Below are 22,232 nucleotides of genomic sequence, written 5' to 3'. Positions count from 1 at the left end.
CGCTTTTTTATTATGACAGCTAATACACGCTTACCTGTTTATGGGTAAGCTACTTTGAAGCGTATTAATCATCTTCAACTAACGTCATCAGAGAGGTGTTACCACCCGATGCCGTGATATCAATACTCACGGTTTTCTCTGTCAGTAGACGCTGGATCAAGTTATCGAAATACTCAGAACTGATCACAGGTAATATCGCACCTTGACGTTCAGCTAATTTCTCACTGATGTAGTGTTTACGATCGCAGTTACCATCAATAACCACACCCGATAATTTAGGATGAGCCAATAATGTCGGTAAATGACGATGTCTTGCCACTTGGAAGATATCTTTGTCTGCGCCAGTTGCTATCAACTTATCTCTAAATACCAATGCTTCATCATGGTATAAATCAGACACCACGGTGATAACTGTATTACCTGTTGCCAATGCGGTTACGATTGAGAGTACCCAGAAGTGGAAGCTGACGTTTTCATCGGCAAAACAAATAATATTGCCGCGATTTTCCAAGTAAAGGATATTAGATTCACCTGTTGGCCCAGGCAACACCTTTGGCTTTTTCAAGCGCTTTTCAATATCGATTAATTGAGCTCGAGAAACCTTTAAGGTGTAATTTAAATCGTCTGCTAAGTCGTCAACAATATCAACATGGGCGATTTTAGCCAGTAACTGACGTACGCAAGAGGTACGGGTGTTTAAGTCCGTTAAACGCCACTGTTTTTCAACTTCATTGGCTCTATCCATCAACAATGTTGCTTCGGATATAGACTGTGCATCACAATCTTTTTCAATAGCTTGTGGCGGCAATAGGTCAAAATCATCGACATCTGGTGTGGCTTTTTCTTTGACCAAACGTGATAGATAATTTGGCCCACCAGCTTTTGGCCCCGTCCCAGAAAGACCACGACCGCCAAATGGTTGTACACCGACAATGGCGCCAATCATATTGCGGTTGATATATACATTACCAGCGCGTGATAATCGGGCGAGATCAATTGCTCTGTGCTCTATTCGGGTGTGTATGCCCATGGTTAAACCAAAACCTGTGCCATTAATGCTATCGATGACATTTTCGATTTCATCACCTTTAAAACGAACCACATGGACACATGGACCAAATACTTCACGCTTTAATACACTAATATCATTGATTTCATAAAGGCGCGGCGCAAAGAAGAAGTGTTCATTGTCAGCGACTTCAGTAGATATATCGCATCGATATAGCAACTTACCATAGTCTTTCATGTAATCACTGTGAGCGTTTAATGCGCTCAGTGCTTTTTGATCAATAACTGGGCCAATATCGGTACTGAGGAACTCAGGATTACCAACATGTAATTCAGCCAGTGCGCCTTTGAGCATGGTAATGACATTATCAGCAATATCTTCTTGTAAAAATAACACGCGAAGCGCCGAACAACGTTGACCTGCAGACTGGAAGCCAGATGATATAACATCATCCACAACTTGCTCTGGTAGGGCGGTTGAATCAACTATCATACAATTTTGACCGCCAGTTTCAGCAATCAAAGGCACTTGATGGCCACCGCGTTCAGACAAGATTTGCGAAATTTTTGTGCCTGTTTCAGTTGAACCTGTAAACATCACGGTTTGAATGCGTTCATCTGGCAAGATTACATTGCCGACTAAGCTACCTGGAGCAATCACAGCTTGAACAACACCAGTAGGAAGACCGACATACTTCATTAGCTCAATGGCGCGCAGAGCAATTAAGCTGGTTTGTTCTGCTGACTTTGCTAACACGGTATTACCGGTGGCAATGGCTGCAGCAACTTGGCCTAAGAAAATAGCTAATGGAAAGTTCCAAGGGCTAATACATAACACCACACCGCGCGGCTCTATGCGGTCATCTTCAGCTAATTCAATCGCTCGGTTAGCGTAATAACGGCAAAAATCGACCGCTTCTCGTACTTCATCAATACCGTCTTGAGCAACTTTACCGGCTTCTTTTATACATAACGCAATCAGTTCGTCGGTATGACGCTCTAAGATATCTGCGATACGAGTTAATAGCGCGGCGCGTTCTATGACAGATACTTGTGACCATGAAGCGAATGCCGTTTGTGCGGTGTCGATCATCGCCAGCATGGCATCTTTATCGTGGAAATGGTGATAGCCAATGATTTCATTATGATTGGCAGGATTTTTCACTGCCACAGCGCCTTCTGGCACATCAGTGGCATTAAGTTGTTTGTTAGTAAACCAGTTATCAAGTGATTCTTTTAGTGGCGTGATCTCGTTGATGTTGGTTAAATCTAAACCTTTTGAGTTATCACGATTTTCGCCATCTTCACTGTAATATAAAGCAATCGGTTTAAGGATTTGCTGATTGTATTTCTCTTTTAATCGCTGAGTTTTTTCTACTGGGTCTTCAAGTAGTGACTCAACCGGTTTTGACTCATCAACAATGGCATTAACGAATGATGAGTTGGCACCGTTTTCCAATAAACGACGAACTAAATAAGCGAGCAGATCTTCATGGTGACCCACTGGCGCATAAATGCGGCATTGAATATGTTCGCCGCTGACGATTTGATCATAAAGTGAATCACCCATGCCGTGTAGGCACTGGAACTCGAAACCTTCTTTATCATCACCAGCAAGCTCTACAATGGTGGCAGCTGTATAAGCATTATGAGTCGCAAACTGCGGATAAATTGTGTCTCGGTAGCCTAATAATTTATTAGCACAGGCGTGAAATGACACATCGGTCGATGACTTACGGGTGAATACAGGGAAGTGATTATGACCGTCCTTTTGGGCATTCTTAATTTCTGTATCCCAATAGGCGCCTTTGACTAAGCGCACCATCATTCTGCGGCCAACACGCACCGTTAATTCACGTAGCCAATCAACCACAAAAATCGCGCGTTTTTGGTAAGCTTGTAAGGCAATACCAAAGCCGTTCCAACCCGCTAAGTCATCGTCGCTAAATACGGCTTCGATAACATCAAGTGAGATATCTAATCGTTCTGATTCTTCAGCATCAACGGTCAAGCCAATGTTATACTTTTTGGCCTGTAAACATAGGGCTTTAAGCTTTGGCACTATTTCGTTCATCACTCGTGATTTATGGGTAAATTCGTAACGAGGATGAATAGCAGAAAGCTTTACAGAAATGCCAGGGACTTTTCTAGGATCATTTTTACCAGACGCTTGGGCGACTTTACCAATGGTTTCGATGGCGTCTTGGTACGATGCTAAATATCGGTTGGCATCGTCCATAGTACGAGCGCCTTCACCTAGCATGTCATAGGAATACACGTAACCTTGTTGCTCTTTTGTGGCAGCACGCTCAGTTGCTGCGACGATCGTTTCACCCATCACAAACTGCTTGCCCATGATTTTCATGGCGTAGTTCATTGATTTTCGAATGACGGGTTCGCCTAGGCGGCCAATGGTTTTCTTCAATAATCCAAAGCGATCTTTGGTACGTTTATCGGCATAATCTACCACTGAGCCTGTGATTAATAAGCCCCATGAAGAAGCATTCACAAATAATGAATCACTGCTGCCTAAATGGTTGCTCCAATGGCCTTGGGAGATTTTGTCGCGAATAAGCACATCTTGGGTATGTTTATCAGGTACGCGTAAAAGTGCTTCTGCCAAGCACATCAATACCACGCCTTCTTCACTTGAGAGTGAATATTCATTAAGTAAGGCATCGATTGCGCCATTGCCTGATTGATCTTGACGAATTTTCAAGACCATTTGGCGTGCGCGTTCCCACGCCTTACTTCGGGCGCTAACGTTAATTTCTGCTAGAGGGAGAATATGATCTACTGCGATGTTTTCATCTATACGATAAAAATCGCGAATTTTTTGACGGATTGGACAGTCAGAAATTAACTTACCTTCAAATAGCATGTGCTTGTCCCCAAAAATGAGTAAATATTGCGTCACCGGCAATTAAAATTATTTCAATAATTATTATTATAGTTGTCCGATAACAGCAGTTGAGTACTGTTTCAATACGCTACTGAAACATTATTTATTTTTAGCAAATTATTTATTTATAAAGTGTGATTTACCTTCAATAATTCTAGGTGAGAATATCCTCCATCTTGCACTTCTGTGTCAATACTCATTTAGTCAAAAAGATGTAAAGTTTTTTAACGAATTTAACTCGTCGTTAACCTTTGTTGGTGCTAATTCTTGCCCACCTAGCTAGAAGCAGTAATTTGCCTATTAACGTGACTTTTAAACTAAGATTTTAAATCCGTTTTTAATCGTCTGCTTTCTGGTAAAGCTCTACTCGATTTATCATTGCTTTGTTAGTGAGTTTATCGATGATTTTCGGTTACTTTTATGGTTATGTCTGTTTTAAACGACGCCTAGAGGTATAGGTGACACTGACACCGTTAATCAAACATCCTTGCTGCTGCATTTATTCATGAGTATATGATGGCTACACTTGAGCAAAGCGCCTGTATTGCCTACAATAGCGCTAGATTCTATTACTACAGAGCATGCTCATGAACGATACAACTTCACAACCCGCTTTACCTGATCGCCTTTCTGTTAATCCACGCAGCCCACATCATGTTGAAGCTGTTTTTGAAAATGACATTGGCATCAAGGTTAATGGCAAAGAACGTTTTGATGTTGAAGAGTACTGCATCAGTGAAGGTTGGGTTAAAGTGCCAGCAGGCAAGGCGTTAGATCGTCGCGGTCAACCTTTATTAATGACAGTTAAAGGCACAGTTGAAGCATTTTACCGTTAAGTAGTACGGTAACATTGCGCATTTTAAAGGCTTAGTAATCATGACTAAGCCTTTTTTGTGTCTAACTCAATGGTGGGTTAGTTTGGCGCCTTATCAATTATCAATTATCAATTATCAATTATCAATTATCAATTAATCAATTAATCAATTAATCAATCAGTTAATCAATCAACGGCTTGCTGAGGAATTAATAAAATATGACTACGGCTTCGCGCTAAAATAGCCTCCGCTGTATTGCCTATCACTCTGCCCATAATGCCTTGTCGCTGCACAGCGCCCATCACTAAATATTCGGCATTTAATCGACAGCTGAGTTCAAACAAACACATATCAGGGTTACCTGCCAAAATATGAACATGGTCTCGAGCAATACCAATTTGTTCTATGGCTTGTTGATGCTTATCGTAAGCTTCTTTAATCAGTACGCGGCTATTTAATATATCCATATCGCGTAGTATTTTAGGAATTCTGATTACAAACCCAAGGTGCAACTCGTGACCTGTGACTTCTGCTAGACGGCGTGCTTGGTTAATCACCGCTTGATTGAGTACTTTTTTAACGGTTTTGTTACTGCCCAAATCCACGGCCATTAAAATTGTCCCTGCTTTACTAAGCAGATTATGAGTTAACAGCATTAATGGTACTTTAGTGTGGCGGATCAGTTGCCAATCAGCAGGTAGAAAATAATCGGACTCATGGATAGCCTTTAACATCATCGCGTATTGCTGAGGTTTAGCCTGCTGGCAGGCATGCTCGGCTAAATCTTTACACCATGTGATGTTGAATGGGATCTTGAATGGCATATCCGTTGGAGTCATGTCAGCAGCTATGTCGCTGAGTTGTTGTTCTAGCTCTAGCTTCTGCGTAGCTAGAATTTGCTGGCGTACATCGGCGGCGATTCGTGGATTATAGTAGGCATCGCCGCTGAATGATTCGTAGCTATAGGCTGCTATTTCAGGCTGTAGATTCATTTTTTTAGCTAGCTCAATTCCCGCACTCACCGCATTGGCTTGTTGTTGATTTTTTTGAGCAATAATATATAGCTTATCCATGGCAACCTCCTGATATATTCCTTCATACATTACCTAAGTCAAATGTACCAAAACAGCTGATTTACTCCTTGATCTTTATCATTGATAAGCTCAATATTTAATCAAAGGCGCAGCGATTAGGAGGCGTGTATGACAGTAGAGCAGTTTATTATCGCGTTATGCTTAATTCTGCTTTGCGGTAAGGTTTTAGGGAGCATATTTGAGCGGCTTCAATTGCCTGCTGTCGTCGGTGAAATCCTAGCTGGGCTGTTATTGGGACCTACATTTCTCAACATTGTCACGCCCAATGCAACACTGGCGGTGTTGGCTGAACTCGGGGTCATTTTACTGTTATTTTCCATTGGCTGCGAAACGTCAATTAAGCGTTTATCTCAAGCGGGAGGGCGGGCTGCGCTAGTCGCTGTTTTGGGGATCGTCATTCCAATTATTATGATTGGAATCAGTAGTGCCTATTACCTGACGGATTCATATTTTACTGCGCTGTATTTAGGCTGTGCGTTAACAGCAACCAGCATCGGTATTTCATTACGGGTGCTAAGCCAAGCCCAGCAAGCACAAACTGACGTTGGTAATGTGATTTTAGGTGCTGCGGTGATTGATGATATCGCTGGCGTTATTTTGCTAAGTCTGTTGTTTAACTTTGCAAGCTTTGGAGAGTTTGATTTAGCCAGTTCGTTAATACTGACCGCCAAAGTGCTGCTTTTTTTAATCTTAACACCGCCAGTGACACGGGGTTTGCTGTATCTGGCTCGTGCACTCAAACCCTTTGCTGATAAATCAGGTTATGAAGTGATCATCACCATGGTGTTGATTTGCCTATTTTCATGGTTAGCACATTGGTTTGGTGCGCCTGCACTATTAGGTGGTTTTGCTGTGGGGTTAGCGTTAAGCCGGCAATTTACCTCACCGTTTAATCGCTATTTAGTGAACCCTTTTTCTTTTACTCACAAGATGGAAATATCCACTAAAACCATGGTCGATGTGTTTGCGCCGATATTTTTTGTATACGTGGGCATTCGTTTAGATTTAAGTCAGCTAGATTATAGCTCTGGCGGGATCATGCTGTTGGTTTGGCTGACGCTGCTAGCGATTTTAAGTAAATTGCTCGCAGGCTGGTTTGGCGGCAGAACATGGCAAGCCAAAGCTGTGGTAGGCAGCGCCATGATCCCAAGAGGTGAAGTGGGCTTAGTATTTTCAGAGCTTGGTTATCAAATGGGCATTATTGATGGTAAGTTATTTACTGAATTAGTGGTGATTATTGCGATTACCACCTTAGTGGGCCCGATGATGCTTAAATGGAGTATTAAACAACAGGTTAAGAAATTCCCCCAAGTTAAGCCGAATTAAGGCGTCTCCAGTTTGATTTATGCAGGTTATTGCTGGCTTTTTAAGTTGTGAACATCAGCTGTAAACAAAATTTGCCAATGTTAGCTCTCATTTAACAACAACATGACTTTTATTCATGTTGGAAGGCTGTAAAATCCGCGCCTTGTTTAATCACGAACCTAATACTCATCATGATCGATCTGGCCCTACTTCCTGTTTATCTAACCACTGTGGTTGCTTTGCTATTAATTCCTGGCCCAGACATGCTGTTGATTGCCAGCTCTAGCTTGAGCTATGGCCGTAAAGTGGGCGTATACGCCAGCTTTGGTAACGCAACATCGGGGTTAATCTTAACCTTACTAGCGGCTATGGGCGTGTCAGCTTTGGTGGCAATGAACCCTTTTGCTTTAGAAGTATTAAGAGTATTGGGCGGTGCGTATTTACTAAAAATGGGCTGGGATTGTATGCGCAGTAGTGCGGCTGATGCGCCCGAAATAGAACAACAAAATAACTTAGCCAAATTATTGTATCGCCGAGCAGTAATGAGTAATTTGCTTAACCCTAAGGCGCTAATCTTCTTCGTGCTCTTTTTACCGCAATTTGTCTCTACTCAGCTTAGTGCTAGTTCAGGCGAGCAGATGTTAGCATTAGGCCTGCTGCTTAACGTAATGGGGTTATTATTCAATTTATTGCTGGTGGCATTAGTGGGAACCCTAGGTAAGCCACTGCTTAAAAATGATAAATTTAGAACTTACCAAAATAAGTTTATGGGGCTGATATTTTTTGCCTTAGCGATTTGGTTACTGGCTTCACAAGTGCAAAGTATTGCTTAATTGAATGGGTTAAGCTTAAGGCTTTAGGTTAAAGACTGTAGATTAAAGTGTTTAATTAAAGCTATTGTGAGAATCCCTAAAAGTGGTTCTCATTTAGCCTAAACTAGAGCCTTAACTAGAACCTTAACTAGAGTCTAGTTCAGCGATAATATCGTGAGGGTTCACTTCATCATTATCCTCGAATAAGCTCTTTTGTGAAAAGTCATTTTCCCCTCATTTATCTGCACATTTTCTGTTCACTATTCTTTTCACTACTCTTTTCAGTTCACTACTTTGTTCATTTTTCATCATTGATTTCAACAATCTTATTCATTGTGCTATTGGCGACCTAAGCCATTTTATGCTCATTGTGCTGGCAATAGCCTTGCAAAATACGCACGTAAATTGAATCACTTAGTTTATAACACGCCTTGGCGCTTAATTAGGCTCTAGCGCACCAAAAATGCGTGCTGACGACTGTACACTCGCTGCGCTTGGGGATAATCTGGTTAGCAATATAAGGTCATTGTTTTGGCCTTTGATACCAGGATGAGATTATCGATGAAGTTATTCAATGTTAAACAGTTAATGAATCATTCATCTCGCTCGAAGCAAATTATTACAGTGTTAGTTAAATATGGTTTGGCTAATTGGATAAGAGAAGAGAACCCCGCTTTTATTAAAAGTGTATTCGTTAATGAAAATGGCCAACAACTCGCCTCGCTTTCTGTTGCTGTTCGTTTGCGTTTGGCTTTTAGTGAATTAGGTACAGCTTTCATCAAGCTGGGCCAGATATTGAGTACCAGAGCAGACTTGGTCGGCCAAGACATTGCCGAAGAGCTGACTAAACTTCAAGCCGGCACTCCAGCAGATCCAGAAGCTGAAATTAAGAAAACCATTGAAGCTGAGTTTGGTATACCTTTTGAGCAATTATTCATCGATTTTAATTTCACTCCATTAGCATCAGCCTCTGTAGGCCAAGTGCATATTGCGACCACTCAAGACGGTGATGAAGTGGTCGTCAAAGTACAACATGCAGGAATTGAAGATAAGATTCTGGCAGATGTAGAAATCCTTAAGATGTTAGCTTCACTTGTTGAGCAATATCATGAAGAGCTCAGGCTGTATCAACCTACCAGCTTGATTTTAGAGTTTACTAAGTCATTACTGAATGAACTCGACTACGTTAAAGAAGCGCGTAGCATGCAAAAAGCCAGTCAGTTTTTTGAAGCCAACCCGCACGTTCACATTCCCGATGTTTATCAGCAGTTATCCAGTAAACGAGTGTTGGTAATGGAGCGCTTAAAAGGCTTTAGTATTGCCGACAAAACTGCATTGGAGCAGGGACAATACGACACCAGTAAGATTGCTGATGTGGGCATTAAAGTCTATTTAGATATGATTTTTGAGTTAGGTTTTTTCCATGCAGACCCTCACCCTGGCAATATCTGGGTACTAGAAGACAATCGTCTTGGGGTACTGGATTGGGGAATGACAGCAAGACTGAGCAAAGACATGCAGCAACGATTTCAGGAGTTATTGCTCGCATTGGCAGATAAAGACCCGAAAGAGCTTACTTACCATGTCATTAGACTATGTCAGAGCCAGCCGCAGCTAGATCATGAGCTACTTGAGAAAGATATAAGCGAGTTTGTGCATGACTACCTTGAGGTGGACATGAAACAAGTCTCCATCGTAGATGTGTTAAACGAATTTATTCGGATCATTAAACAGCATAGGTTGGTGATCCCCACAGAAGTGTCGATGCTGTTTCGCGTGTTAATTATGCTTGAGGGCTCATCGAAGTTATTAAGCAGTAATAAAAGCGTTGGCGATGCGATAAGACCGTATGCGATTAAAATAAAATTAGCGCAGTTGTCTCCACTACATGCATTAAAACAAGCGCAAACCATTTCGACACGTTGGCAGCGGGTGATCAATGGTTTACCTGATGAAATCGACAAATTAACCCATCAAATCAGCAGTGGTCACTTTGACGTAAACCTTAATCATCGCAACCTTGATACCATTATCAATCGCTTAGTTTTTGGGGTGTTAAGTGGCGCGATTTTCTTAGGCGGTTGTATGCTATTGAGCAGTAACGTACCTCCTTTATATGAGGGCATTTCTATACTGGGCACAGGAATCACTGCCATTGGTAGTTTTCTTGTTGGTAAGTTATTACTGGCTATTGGCCGTTCAGGCAGTTTATCTAAATAATGGATTATTAGAGTTTATTAGGAGCTTATTTATGCCTGCGAGAAATCAATCCATTATTTATTTAATGGCGATCAATGCGGTTATTTTTATCTTAAGTGAGTTCGCAAATGTGACCGAATTACAGTCGCTGGCGTTGTACTTCCCGCTTAACGATCAATTTCAGATTTGGCAGCCTTTTACGCATATGTTCATGCACGGCAGCATTGCTCATATTCTGTTTAATATGTTTGCATTGTGGTCTTTTGGCACACCGTTAGAGCAAACTTGGCAAACACCTAAGTTCTTATTGTTTTATTTTGCGACTGGAATAGGCGCAGCGGCGATATACACCCTTGCTAATTATTATCAGTTCAACATGATTATTAATGAGATCATGGCGCTGGGTTATGGCAGCTCACATATCGACGCGATTTTATCTCAGGGTATGGCGGATCAAAATTTGATTACTGCACTCGGTAAAGATCGGTTAATCGAGCTAATGGCCATTTATCATACCCCAGCAGTAGGGGCGTCAGGAGCTATTTATGGAGTGTTAGTGGCTTTTGCAATGCAATATCCAAATGCGAAATTATCACTGATATTCTTGCCGGTACCGATTAGTACTAAGTACTTTGTACCATTGATTATTTTAGGTGATTTATTCTTTGGCGTGACAAAGTATTCTATCGGTAATATTGCTCATTTTGCCCATGTCGGTGGTGCACTAACCGCCTTAATTATCATGTTGGTGGTTAAAAATACCCAAAGGAACTTTAAGGTTCGTTAGTGGCTTTTAAGCGGCTTTCAAACTCTGCCCACAGGTGAATCAAAGTATTTAATAATCAAAAACACGGCAATTGCCGTGTTTTTTGTTTATTGATGAGGGCAGCTGCTAACCATGATAATTAACTATGAAAATTAACCGTGACGATTAAGCGGCTTTGACATCTAAAATATGCGTCATCAAATATTCAGCATCTTTGTAAACACCGCCGAGGGTGGCAGAGCCCCGTGTGTATAGCCAAGGTAAGCCAATAAAATAAAGTCCTTCAACATCACTACTGACGCCACGATAATTGCTCGGGTAGTTCATTTCATCAAATGAAATCCCATCAATCCAAAAAAAGTTAGGTTTAAAGCCCGTCGCCCAAATAATATTTTTAATACTACTGACACTGCCTTTTTGGAAGGTGATATGAGACTCATCTGCCGACAAGGTTCTGCCCATATGAATCACATTATCTTTAGCAAGTAGTGACTTAACATCTGTACCAATAACAGGCTGCACGCCTTTACTGAGCCATTTGCCGACTTTGCTATAACGAGACACAGACAAAAAGCCGATTTTACTGAACCACCACCAGAGTGTTTTCCCTAAGAATGTTTGTGGAATAGCGGCAATTTTATCGGTGCCAGAAAAGTGCACTGTGCGGCCTGTCTCAGCTATTTCAGATAAAATCTGTACCCCAGAATCTCCCGCACCTACGACTAAGCAGTCACCATCCTGCAGTTGTGATGGGTTCTTATAGTTTTCACTGTGCAACTGGGTGACATTATCGGCAATATCAAGATGACATGGTGGGGTATAAGGGGTATGGAACGGACCTGTGGCTACGATTACTTGCTTGGCTTGGTAATGGCTTGAACCTGTAATGACTTCGAAAATGCCGTTCACTTTTTTAACTGATGTGACTTTTTGATTGAACTCAATTGGTATCTTAAATTGCTCGACATAGCTTTTAAGGTATTCAGCCACTTCATATTTATTAGGATAATAGCCCTTAGGGAAGGGAAACTTCATCCCAGGAAGATGGTTGTACTCAGTAGGAGTGAATAAGGTTAACGAGTCCCATCTTTTAAGCCAAGGAGCGCCGATATGTTCATTGGCATCTAGTACTAAGTAATCTTTATTATTGTTGGATAAGTTATAAGCCATAGACAAGCCAGACTGGCCTGCGCCAATGATGATAAATTCTTTCATGGATCCCAAATGAGTACATATCGAAAATTATGCGCGCTATTGTAACAGAAGCGCTGCTTAGTCATGGGATATTACAGAAAAGGAGTTACTGGGTGGGTGTAAACCTGGTGGCTAGCACACTCTTATTACCTTGTTATCAATCTCTTATCACACCAGTTTTAGCCATAATAAAACACGGTCGTTAACCGTGTTTTATTTAGCTATCAACAAGTACTTTCAGCAAATGCCTTGAAAAAGAGCATTATTATCAAATCAGTTTAACAACGGCTATTTAAACGCTGCAATTTCTTGTTTTACAGCATCGACTACCGCATGTGGGCTACTGATGTATTTTGAATGGTCGATAAAAATTGCGTTGTCGCCTACGGTCATCACCATTGCAGGGAAGTTTTTAGTACCGATCATTTGCTGAATTTCTTCGATGCTTTCTAGCACGTACTCTGCATCCATATTCAGCTCATCTCTGAATATTTTGTTAGATGGAGACAATTTAAATTTCTCTACAATATCCATGAAATCATGCTTAGTATTTAATGGATTGCCTTCAATAAAGTGTGCTCTTTGCAGGGCATTTAGCACTGGTAGCTGTTTGTCAGCTTGCTTGCTTTGCATCCAACCCATTAAGTTGGCGGTCTTGATTGAGCTTTTAGGGCTGTTTGCATAGCGGATATAATCTCGACCAAACTTCAGTCCACTGGCTCTTTCTGCCGCTTCCATTTGTTCTTCGCCCGCACTGTCTTTACCCATGTAATGGGCAGCATGTAATAGGTGTACCTGCATCTTTGGGTAGGCTTCTTGTAATGCATTTGCTATTGGCGTTGCCGCATAGCTCCAAGGACAATGTGAGTCGTAGATAAAGTAAAGCTCGGTGGTCATGGGGTTAATTCTTGATTGAGTATCGATAAAACGATCCTAAATACTTTATTAGCATTATTCAATCTTTGTCTGTTATTCGCGAGATGTTTACAGAGGAATAAAAAATGCCTGCCAGCGGGGAACTGGCAGACATAAGGCTAATCATTAGCATTAACCATTAGACTCAGTGATTATCGTTAATCATGAATTATTGAAACGAGAGTTCCCAAGCATTGATGGTTCCTGTATCTCGTCTTGCGCTATCAACTGCTTTAAGTCTCCAATCACCGGCAGACTCAACGCCAGTCATATTGACTGTGTATGTTTTAACAATATCGTTTGCACTACCACCAGTATTGTCATGTAATACGGCAACTTGACCTGTTGGGCTATACAGCTCAACTTTTAAATCACCAATGTATGTATGACTAATATTAACACGCACAGTAATTTCACCAGAATCGCCAGTACGCGCAGCAGATAATGTGCTGCTTACACCGGCAGCGCTGTTATCAGGAATACTGTAGCTGTTATTATTTGCATAGGTCGCAACGCCACCAGTGCCACCGCCTGTACCACCACCAGATGCTTCAGTGTAATTAGCGACTAAACTCACGCCACTAAATGCGCTGTAACCACGTACCATCACATGGTAAATACCAGTTTGTGCCGTTGCTATCGGGCAAGATTCTGCGTTACCGCCTTTCCAAGGGCGACAGTCATAACTGCTAGTGGTTGGGGCTGCGCCATATAGAACATACAAATCGGCATCGCCGCTGCCACCACTCATAGTAAAGCTTAAATCTGTTGCGCCAGCAGGCACATCAATTGAGAAGAAAAGCTCGTCGTTAGTGCCGCCACTCAAATTAGCCTTAGCAACACCATTGACCAATTCGTCATCACCAACATCTGTGCCCGGATCAGTAGGCCCAGTACAAGATGCATCTAGGTAAGTTTTGGCTGCCTGCGCATCAACTAAACCATAACCAGTTTGGTTATCGCGCCCAGCTATTGTTAAATCCTCAGCGGTTGCATTAAGTGCTGCGCGAATTTGAGCTGCACTACATTCTGGATGATGACTCCATATTAAAGTAGCTACACCCGAAACATGGGGGGTAGCCATTGAGGTGCCATTGTAATATTCGTAATCTTCATTATCGGTATTGGTTACAGTAACAGAAGAGCCGATTTGATTACGTAATGCTAGCCCCGTAGCGCGGTCAACTGACACTGACACAATAGGCGCTTCGTTATTACTGTCTACCAAGAAAGGATTTTGAAGCCCTGGTAAGTCGGTATTACTGTAGACAATCGATGCGCTTGCACCAGCTGCCTCACAAGCTTTAACTGCATCAATATCTGGGTAAGTACTACCTTGGTTACCAACACGCTCAACTAAACAAATTTTATTGTTCATGTTGCCACAGTTAAAGCTACTACCATTGACCGAACATTCTGCTAATGCACCAGTAGCTGTGCCGATAAATGGTGTGCTGACATGGCTTGAACCTGACAACACGTAGCGATTATGGGGCACAATACCATTATCAAAATATGACTGGCCATTAATAGTGATATCCGCTAAACGGCCTTCTCCGCGGGTGACGGTTGATAGAATGGCTTCACCTGGACCTGAAATTTCCACTTGCGCTGTGTATTGTGAAAACGCTGCGTGGTCTTTATTGCTATCCACAGCGGCAACAGACATAACTGAATCGTATGATGCTGGGTAACTGAGGGTACTGTTACCATCATTACCGGCAGCGGCAATCAATAACACACCGTTATTTTCATGTGCAGCGAGGGCATTTCTTTCAGTGTTACTTGAACCCGAACCACCTAAACTCATAGTGACGACATCGGCATTATTGTTGACACAAGTGTCCACTGCGGCGACAAGATCTGAAGAGTAGCCCCAGCCAGAAGCATTGAATACTTTAATAACATGAATATTGGCGTTTTGATTGGGCATTACACCCACAACGCCTTCGTTATTGGCGATAGCTGCGATAGTGCCCGCAACATGAGTACCATGGGCATTGCCGGCACCTGGTTCATACCAGTTATTGGTACCTGAGTTATTTGTGCCTGTTACGTTGTTGGCATTCAGATCGTTGTGTCCTAAATCATAACCCGAATCAATAATACAAATGGTTCGGTTGCCAGCTTGACTATCACTGACTGAAGTTGCGCCAACATAGGTCTGACCCCAAGGCGTGGTTTCATTCAATAATCGACGTTGGACATCTTCTTCAACGTAATCAACATCAGCTCGGTATCTTAATGCTTGTAAATTTTTGCTATCGAGCTTTACGCTATAGCTATTACTGCGGCCAATACGTTTCATTTCTTTTGCTGCAACGCTATTCATTGCACGAAAATGTGAAAATACTTCATTGCTTCTTGGCTCATATTGCGCATCGTCAATCGCATCAGCAGTAGCTGTAGAAAACCCTGCTGATGCAGCATTGGCATTCTTGAATTTTACTATATAGCGTTTTGGGAGTGGGTCCTGTTGGTCTAGTTGTATTGCATTACTATGCAAGTTTGGTGTGAAAGAGGGTGCAGCGTTGATACTGTTAGAGATCGAAAGTGCCAGTACTGACACTCCTAGTACAGTTGTTACTTTGTTTTTAGTCATAACTATTTCCATGTTATTCAGAGTAAAAAATTGTTTTTTGTTATTTTTACAGCGCAAAAATCTATTTTAATGCCCTGTTGCGATCAATCTATCTTTAGTTGTTACATTTGTAAAATAAATGTAAATAAATATTCTTTTGTAAATTGAGCTTGGTAAGTCACGCATTAACATGAATAAATATTCTTATAAAGGTGACTTTGTTGCTATCTGAGGTCGCGGGTATGATTTTATATTCAGTGTGATGCGTTATTTATTTCACAGGGGCTAGGCTCAAAGCTTGGAGGGATAAAATGATAAGTGTTATTAAACTTATGATTTAACGGTATAAAAAATATTTTTTCATTTTTTAATTTATTTTTAAATTTACATTAGCGTCTAGACAGGGGCATAGCTAAGAGTGATATCGGTTTAGAAATGGATGATTGGGCAATGGTTATCATGATTTATACAACTTGGTTTGAACGTAATAGCTAAAAGTGTGGTTACTGCTAGGGCATGTTGATATTTCAAGGTTGGATTGCAGCGAATTATTGCTCATTTAGACAAATGTGGTGTCGTTAAGCTACATAAAAGCCGATAACGTCGTAAAAATGGACAACAAACGCAGCCTTCAAGGGTTGGCTAAAAACGGATTCGGCATTATTGAGGGATTTTTTGCGAATAAAGAGTGTTTAGATTGCAAGGCTGCAATTCACTCGCCGCATTTAATCCGTTTTTATCTCGAACGAAATTTAATTAGCAAAGGTCAACACGGCCAAGGTGACATAAGAGAAAGGGTAAACAAGGGGAATCGCTGCTACAGCATAAACACTAAAAACGAGTGTCAAAGTTGGCTTATTACAACGGATTATTTCTTATTCGCAGAGTTTAATTCCTATCGTCAATTAAAATGTAAATTAAAACTGACGCTTAAGTATTCGCAGTGTTAGTCAGGCATTCATTGACGTGATAGGTTATTTAGTTGGTGTTTTAATCAATTAATATTGATTAAAAACTCGCATATTTTAACCGAATTAGGTCACAAAAGGAGTTTGTTCATGGGCTGCCCACTTGGTCATAAGTCTGCAAATAATGCAGACAACTTTCACTCAAGTTCTAGTCAAATGCATGAGACTAAAGCTAATTATAGAGAGCTTGAGGAAGGCATTCATCGAGATTTTAAAGATGATATGTCCTATGGCGATTACCTGAATCTTGAGAAAATCTTATCGGCGCAGCAACCACTATCTGATCAACATGATGAGATGCTATTTATTGTTATCCACCAAGCCAGTGAGCTTTGGTTAAAACTGGCTGGACACGAGCTAACGTGTGCGATTGATAACATTAAGTCTGGCGATTTTGGTCATGCCTTTAAAGTTATTTCTCGGGTTAAACAAATTCTGAATCAACTCACTCAATCATGGAATATTCTCGCCACATTAACCCCTGTTGATTACCTTAAATTTCGTGATGCATTAGGCCACTCATCGGGTTTTCAGTCTTACGGTTATCGTAAAATTGAGTTTTTACTAGGTAATAAAAATGCTGATTTACTGGAGGTTCATAAAGCAAATCCAGCAGTTTACAGTGAGTTAAATCAGCTGTTACACGCACCGAGCTTATACGATGTCAGCATTAAGGTATTACATCAGAAAGGCCTAATTGATGATGAGTCTGTGCTAGCTAGAGATGTCAGCCAACCTTATCAAAGTCATCAAGCTGTTTTACAAGCATGGATTAATGTTTACCAAGATGCAGATGAGCATTTTGAACTATACGAGTTAGCTGAAAAACTGGTGGATATTGAAGATAGTTTTCAGCAATGGCGCTTTAAACATATGTACACAGTACAGCGAATTATTGGTAACAAAGCCGGAACTGGTGGTTCTTCAGGAGTTGAGTTCTTGAAAAAGTCATTGGATATCAGTTTTTTTCCTGAGTTGTTTGAGCTACGCACTCACTTATAGCACTGATAGGAAGTGGCCAACTTCTTCGCCCATTATTTGATTTAAGAGATTAACGTTATGACAACGCATTTAGCCGAAAACCTACAAGCTCATTATTGTGCATTTAATGTAGCTAAGCGTATTTTACTGTCTGGTCATTCACATCAAGCGTGGCCAGATGTGGCCAAACAAGGCATGTTAGAGTGCTATGACGATGCGGCAAAACACATAGATGATAAGTGGGGCATAGCATTAGCGAAAGCTGACAGCGTAAGAGATTTTTATCGCAGCTTGATGGGGGAGCCAGATGGCCAAATAGCCTTAGGCTCATCAACTCATGAACTGATTTTACGGTTTTTATCGGATCTTAACTACGTTAAAACCAAGCAAAATAGACCGTTAAAAATCGTCACCACAGATGGAGAGTTTCATTCTTTAAGACGCCAACTACAACGTTTACAAGAGCTTAATTGCACCATTGAAGTCGTGCCTGTTCATCCAAGTGAGACGTTAGCGCAAAGAGTGATTGATAAGATAGATGCTGATACCGATGCAGTGATGTTATCGGCAGTTTTCTTTAACACCAGTGAGATTTTCTATGACGTTGGTTTAGTCGCTAAAGCGGCTGAATCATTAAACGTGCCTTGCCTAGTGGATGCCTATCATGCATTAAATGTGGTGCCATTTAATTTACAACACTGGCAGATTGAATCAGCATTTGTGGTCGGTGGTGGTTACAAATACTGCCAAGCGGGTGAAGGTAATTGCATGATGCGGATCCCTGCTAGTTATCAAGGCAGTCCAATTATTACAGGGTGGTACGCTGAGTTCGATGTGTTAGACCAAGCACCTGGTAAAGTGGGGTATGGTCTGGGGCAATCTGCTTTTGCTGGTTCGACATATGATCCTGTCAGCCATTATCGCGCCGTTGCTGTGTTTGATTTTTTTAAACAGAAGCAGTTAACTGACCAAGTTTTAAGAGAGTTAAATCAAGCTCAAATTAAACGTTTATGGCAAGGTATTGCAACGATAGGTGAAGACAAATTAGGTCTGAGATTACCGTCTCACGATGTGCAAGCCAATGGTGGATTTTTATCTTTAACTACAGATAAAGCTGGTGATTGGGTTAAACAGTTAGGCGAGAGTCACTTGCTTTGTGATAGTCGAGGTAACCAACTAAGGTTTGGCTCTGCGCCATATGTGACAAATACACAGATCGATCAGGCACTGAATATTATTGAAGATACTTCGAAGTTGATTCATCGCTAATCAGTATTAGTGGTATAGATAGTGATGATTGAATAAAGCGAACTCTTGGGTTCGCTTTATTGTTTTACAGTGGGAGGCAAGCGGGCTTTTCAGTGCGATATCACTTGATGCGTAAGCTTGTTTAGCTTACGCCAGTTTAACTTATACCAGTTTAGCTTATACCAGTTTAACTTAAGCTTGCTAACTCATGCCTTTACAGATTATGCATCAGGATCGGGCGCTCGCATGCGATCCCACCATTGACTATCAGCTTCAATTTGGCCGTTCTCATCGATAGCTGGATAAGGGATTTGTTTTCTACGACAAGCTTTGGCGTATATAGGATGGCCTTGTTCAAACAACTTAGTTTGGCAGTATTGGTGATCAAGTCGTCTGTTGTTATACATACCGGCTTGTTCACGCTGTCTTTGTGCTTCGTACATGATTAATGCGCCAGCAACCGAAACATTCAATGATTGCACCATGCCCACCATCGGAATAATAATGTGTTGATCGGCAGCTGCAATAGCTTCAGGACTGACACCATCACGTTCATTACCGAGCACAATCACTGTGGGTTTGGTGTAATCCACTTCACGAAAATCTACCGCAGTATCAGAAAAAGTCGTCGCAAGAATTTGCATTCCCTTAGCTTTAAATTGTTCGTGAGCTTCAGTAAATGTTTGATGCTTGATCGTGTTAACCCAGCGATGACTTCCTGATGAGGTATTACCTGATACCCATAGGGTTTCTTCAGGCATAACCGCATGAACTTGATGAATACCAACACTATCGGCAGTACGTACTGTCGCAGCAATATTATTGGTTTTATGGACTTTATCGAGACAAACCGTGAGGTCGACTTGGCGATTATCAAGCATTTCGTTGATGCGGGCTAAACGTTCTGGCGTCATGGGGTTAATTCTGCTTCTTTAAAAAATGGGTTAAATCGTTATCTGGTATTTTGCGCAGCGATTATAACGCTAAAATAGCACTAAACTCGACTAGTATGTCTGAAGAGATGGAATTGGAGTTGAGTCGCTATTTGATATTAATGACGTGTGATTTAGTATTGCTAAAGGTAAAACGAGCAAGGCCAAAGGCACTTGCTCGCTGTTTCCATCAAAATCCCAAGATTGTTACTCTTTTTCGATGATAAGTTTTCTGTGTGGGAAAGGAATTTCAATACCTGCTTCATCCAGTGCTTTCTTGATTTGCTCAGGGATTGAATACAGGATGTCGAAGTAATGCTCGCCATGACAGAATGGACGGACTAAGAAATCCACTGAGCTGTCATTTAAGGTTTCAACTTCTACAAATGGTGCCGGATCTTTCAAAATATGCGGATGAGCGGCAAGTACAGCATCAATCACTTTTCTTACTTCATCGGTGTTTTCTTTGTAAGCCACACCAAAGTGCATATCCACACCGCGAATATCATGGAATGAGTGATTGACGATTTGAGCGCCCCAAATTTGGCTGTTCGGTACAATAATATGCTGATTATCGAAAGTTCTTAGAATGGTAGTGAATAGGTCAATCTCTTGCACATTACCAAAACGATCCGCTGCACTAATAAAATCACCGACTTTATAAGGACGGAATAGCAATAGCATTACACCAGCAGCAAGGTTAGATAATGTTCCTTGTAACGCTAAACCAACCGCTAAGCCAGCAGCACCCAACAAGGCAACGATTGAAGCTGTTTGCACACCAAAGCGATTTAATACCGCAATCGCAACAAACGCGAGAATGATGTATTTAGCAACACTGCCTAAAAAACGGAATAAAGTATTGTCGAGCTTATCGTACTTTTCACCAATTTTATTAATGATTGCACTGGCTTTATTCGCGATATAAAGGCCAACGATCAGTATTAATGCGGCGAGTAGTACATTGATGCCAACATCTATAATTAATGGTAGGTATTGATTGATATCGATTTGATCTACGTAATCTTGCATTATGCCTCCTGCATATAAGGGATTCTTGCCTTAGGGCTAACAAACATTATCTCGTTAGTGACAACGATTCAGTCAATGAAAGTTAAATTCATTGGGATTGAGTGACATAAGTGTATTGTTATCGAATTTAGCTTAGCACAATCAACAACTAAGTGTGATGAAAGTCTCATTATTAATGCTAATGAAGGGCTTGTTTTACTTGAGTTATTTAGGACTTATTTGACCAGAAATTGTAAATCGACATTATTGGCAAACTAATTGATGTACTAGAAGGTTAAGATTGGCATCAGACAGAGCTAAAAGCTTATTTTACAAGTAAGTCATTGAATTATATCGGTAGGTATTTTAGTCAGAGTTTTAGTGCTTAAGCTAAAACTCTGATATTTAGCGTGGTGACTGCTGCTTTGCACTTTGTTGTTTTGATTTTCTAGAAAACCGAAACAACATCGCAATTGTTGCAGAGAGCATTAAACTTAAGCTCACGACTAAAAAGGCTTTATTTAATGTTTCCTGATGATTACTCAGCATCGGGTTATTCATCACCCATTGACCTATAAATAACAGCACCGCGCTCCAGATCATTGCGCTGGTAAAACTCATCAACACTGTGCGTTTAACGCCAAGCTCTCTAATACCCATCAGCATAGGCGTTAACACTCTAACAAACGGGATAAAGCGCGAGATAAACAGGGCTAAAAAGCCGTACTTTTCTAATAAGTTAGACGCTCTTTGTAGTGTATGGTCTGGCAGAGCGTTTTCAATTTTAGTCACAATGGGGTGATGAGACAGCCACCTTCCTTGAATATAGGCGATGCAAGATCCTAACCCGGCACTAAAGGTTAATAATAGAAAGGCATGCTGAAGTTCTACAACGCCTAAACCCACTAAGCTACCTACAAATAACACGAGTCCATCACCGGGAAGAGGTAAAAAGACAAAGCTAGATTCAAGAAACAAAATGAGCGCTAATATCAACATTAGGTGATAGATTGTGACTGTTTCCAATAAGACATCAAAATCTTGATGCCAAATAGAAAGCATTACATCAAACATTGTATCTCCTCTAAGCAGAGTAAAGTGTTGTTAAATTGAAAGATCAGCAAGTCGTTATTCCGTAATTCAACGATAGATTAGCACTTCATTAAATCTAGCTTAATTAATTAATGCCCATCCTTGTACCTCAGCGTAAATATTTGTTAAATAATTTGTCTGTCGAATCTTATTTGTTTAAATTTTTGATTTATTTACAGGAGGAGGTTAACAGGAATCTTGATAATTTTTCTAAGCTGACTTACACAAAGTATATTGTTGTTTGGTAATTTATCCTGCTGATTTTGTTGGTAATCTATCTTGCTGATTACATTGGAAATCTATCCCGATGGCTTTGTTAGTTGTGTCTAAGTGATGGCTGCATGGCATAAGTCGATAGCATGGGCACAGGCAATGAGGTTGTAACTCATATAATCAGTTGAAGAGCGTT

Annotated in this window: 15 protein-coding genes; 7 read left to right on the top strand and 8 right to left on the bottom strand. The window is 41.0% G+C overall.

The features are described from left to right. Nucleotides 1–64: 64 nt before the first annotated feature. Nucleotides 65–3,889: a bifunctional proline dehydrogenase/L-glutamate gamma-semialdehyde dehydrogenase PutA gene (putA, locus tag L2737_RS08625; RefSeq protein ID WP_248955469.1), complete on the bottom strand. Its 3,825-nt coding sequence runs from the start codon at nt 3,887–3,889 to the stop codon at nt 65–67. Between the two features lie 608 nt (nt 3,890–4,497). On the opposite strand from putA, the gene L2737_RS08620 reads away from it, so the two are divergent. After that, a complete protein-coding gene (locus L2737_RS08620; RefSeq protein ID WP_102529336.1) occupies nt 4,498–4,746 on the top strand; it encodes a DUF3297 family protein in 249 nt (82 codons plus the stop codon). A gap of 164 nt (nt 4,747–4,910) precedes the next feature. On the opposite strand, the gene L2737_RS08615 is transcribed toward L2737_RS08620, so the two are convergent. Then, on the bottom strand, nt 4,911–5,798 hold the full coding sequence (locus L2737_RS08615) for a universal stress protein (protein ID WP_248955468.1): 888 nt from the start codon (nt 5,796–5,798) through the stop codon (nt 4,911–4,913). Nucleotides 5,799–5,927: 129 nt separating this feature from the next. Between L2737_RS08615 and L2737_RS08610 the strand changes: the two genes are divergently transcribed. The 4 genes from L2737_RS08610 (at nt 5,928) to L2737_RS08595 (ending at nt 10,922) form a co-directional block, all read left to right on the top strand. After that, nucleotides 5,928–7,145 (top strand): cation:proton antiporter, encoded by a 1,218-nt coding sequence (locus L2737_RS08610; protein ID WP_248955467.1) that lies wholly within the window; start codon nt 5,928–5,930, stop codon nt 7,143–7,145. Between the two features lie 170 nt (nt 7,146–7,315). After that, nucleotides 7,316–7,957, top strand: a complete 642-nt coding sequence (locus L2737_RS08605) for a LysE family translocator (RefSeq protein WP_198589607.1) — start codon at nt 7,316–7,318, stop codon at nt 7,955–7,957. Between the two features lie 540 nt (nt 7,958–8,497). After that, nucleotides 8,498–10,156: an ABC1 kinase family protein gene (locus L2737_RS08600; protein ID WP_157936239.1), complete on the top strand. Its 1,659-nt coding sequence runs from the start codon at nt 8,498–8,500 to the stop codon at nt 10,154–10,156. Between the two features lie 31 nt (nt 10,157–10,187). Further along, complete coding sequence (locus L2737_RS08595) at nt 10,188–10,922, top strand: rhomboid family intramembrane serine protease (protein WP_248955466.1); 735 nt, start codon at nt 10,188–10,190, stop codon at nt 10,920–10,922. A gap of 144 nt (nt 10,923–11,066) precedes the next feature. Here the strand turns inward: L2737_RS08595 and L2737_RS08590 are convergent, their stop codons facing one another. The 3 genes from L2737_RS08590 to L2737_RS08580 all read right to left on the bottom strand — a co-directional run bounded on the left by L2737_RS08590 (nt 11,067) and on the right by L2737_RS08580 (nt 15,612). Beyond that, a complete protein-coding gene (locus L2737_RS08590) occupies nt 11,067–12,116 on the bottom strand; it encodes a flavin-containing monooxygenase (protein WP_229369130.1) in 1,050 nt (349 codons plus the stop codon). Nucleotides 12,117–12,383: 267 nt separating this feature from the next. Beyond that, nucleotides 12,384–12,992: a thioredoxin domain-containing protein gene (locus L2737_RS08585; RefSeq protein WP_248955465.1), complete on the bottom strand. Its 609-nt coding sequence runs from the start codon at nt 12,990–12,992 to the stop codon at nt 12,384–12,386. Between the two features lie 187 nt (nt 12,993–13,179). Then, nucleotides 13,180–15,612 (bottom strand): S8 family serine peptidase, encoded by a 2,433-nt coding sequence (locus L2737_RS08580; RefSeq protein ID WP_248955464.1) that lies wholly within the window; start codon nt 15,610–15,612, stop codon nt 13,180–13,182. 1,037 nt (nt 15,613–16,649) lie between these two features. On the opposite strand from L2737_RS08580, the gene kynA reads away from it, so the two are divergent. Together kynA and L2737_RS08570 are read left to right on the top strand one after the other, a co-directional pair. After that, a complete protein-coding gene (gene kynA, locus L2737_RS08575; protein WP_248955463.1) occupies nt 16,650–17,561 on the top strand; it encodes a tryptophan 2,3-dioxygenase in 912 nt (303 codons plus the stop codon). 57 nt (nt 17,562–17,618) lie between these two features. Next, complete coding sequence (locus L2737_RS08570; RefSeq protein WP_248955462.1) at nt 17,619–18,809, top strand: aminotransferase class V-fold PLP-dependent enzyme; 1,191 nt, start codon at nt 17,619–17,621, stop codon at nt 18,807–18,809. Nucleotides 18,810–19,009: 200 nt separating this feature from the next. Here L2737_RS08570 and trmH read toward each other — a convergent pair whose 3' ends face one another. The 3 genes from trmH to L2737_RS08555 all read right to left on the bottom strand — a co-directional run bounded on the left by trmH (nt 19,010) and on the right by L2737_RS08555 (nt 21,805). Beyond that, entirely contained in the window at nt 19,010–19,702 is a 693-nt protein-coding gene (gene trmH / locus L2737_RS08565) for a tRNA (guanosine(18)-2'-O)-methyltransferase TrmH (RefSeq protein ID WP_248955461.1), read from the bottom strand. Nucleotides 19,703–19,927: 225 nt separating this feature from the next. Continuing rightward, complete coding sequence (locus L2737_RS08560) at nt 19,928–20,752, bottom strand: mechanosensitive ion channel family protein (protein WP_102529323.1); 825 nt, start codon at nt 20,750–20,752, stop codon at nt 19,928–19,930. Between the two features lie 384 nt (nt 20,753–21,136). Then, a complete protein-coding gene (locus tag L2737_RS08555; protein ID WP_248955460.1) occupies nt 21,137–21,805 on the bottom strand; it encodes a DedA family protein in 669 nt (222 codons plus the stop codon). Nucleotides 21,806–22,232: the final 427 nt, after the last annotated feature.

It is taken from the genome of Shewanella electrodiphila, assembly GCF_023283985.1.
Taxonomy (GTDB): Bacteria; Pseudomonadota; Gammaproteobacteria; order Enterobacterales; family Shewanellaceae; genus Shewanella; species Shewanella electrodiphila.
The sequence above is the reverse complement of the archived record's forward strand: the minus strand, read 5'-3'. Positions and strand labels throughout refer to the sequence as shown.

What these genes read in the sequence shown, in the direction of transcription:
- L2737_RS08580 (WP_248955464.1), bottom strand. Translation starts at nt 15,612, where the DNA reads ATGACTAAAAACAAAGTAACAACTGTACTAGGAGTGTCAGTACTGGCA.
- L2737_RS08615 (WP_248955468.1), bottom strand. Translation starts at nt 5,798, where the DNA reads ATGGATAAGCTATATATTATTGCTCAAAAAAATCAACAACAAGCCAAT.
- L2737_RS08570 (WP_248955462.1), top strand. Translation starts at nt 17,619, where the DNA reads ATGACAACGCATTTAGCCGAAAACCTACAAGCTCATTATTGTGCATTT.
- L2737_RS08585 (WP_248955465.1), bottom strand. Translation starts at nt 12,992, where the DNA reads ATGACCACCGAGCTTTACTTTATCTACGACTCACATTGTCCTTGGAGC.
- kynA (WP_248955463.1), top strand. Translation starts at nt 16,650, where the DNA reads ATGGGCTGCCCACTTGGTCATAAGTCTGCAAATAATGCAGACAACTTT.
- L2737_RS08590 (WP_229369130.1), bottom strand. Translation starts at nt 12,116, where the DNA reads ATGAAAGAATTTATCATCATTGGCGCAGGCCAGTCTGGCTTGTCTATG.
- L2737_RS08620 (WP_102529336.1), top strand. Translation starts at nt 4,498, where the DNA reads ATGAACGATACAACTTCACAACCCGCTTTACCTGATCGCCTTTCTGTT.
- L2737_RS08595 (WP_248955466.1), top strand. Translation starts at nt 10,188, where the DNA reads ATGCCTGCGAGAAATCAATCCATTATTTATTTAATGGCGATCAATGCG.
- L2737_RS08555 (WP_248955460.1), bottom strand. Translation starts at nt 21,805, where the DNA reads ATGTTTGATGTAATGCTTTCTATTTGGCATCAAGATTTTGATGTCTTA.
- L2737_RS08600 (WP_157936239.1), top strand. Translation starts at nt 8,498, where the DNA reads ATGAAGTTATTCAATGTTAAACAGTTAATGAATCATTCATCTCGCTCG.
- L2737_RS08605 (WP_198589607.1), top strand. Translation starts at nt 7,316, where the DNA reads ATGATCGATCTGGCCCTACTTCCTGTTTATCTAACCACTGTGGTTGCT.
- L2737_RS08560 (WP_102529323.1), bottom strand. Translation starts at nt 20,752, where the DNA reads ATGCAAGATTACGTAGATCAAATCGATATCAATCAATACCTACCATTA.
- putA (WP_248955469.1), bottom strand. Translation starts at nt 3,889, where the DNA reads ATGCTATTTGAAGGTAAGTTAATTTCTGACTGTCCAATCCGTCAAAAA.
- L2737_RS08610 (WP_248955467.1), top strand. Translation starts at nt 5,928, where the DNA reads ATGACAGTAGAGCAGTTTATTATCGCGTTATGCTTAATTCTGCTTTGC.
- trmH (WP_248955461.1), bottom strand. Translation starts at nt 19,702, where the DNA reads ATGACGCCAGAACGTTTAGCCCGCATCAACGAAATGCTTGATAATCGC.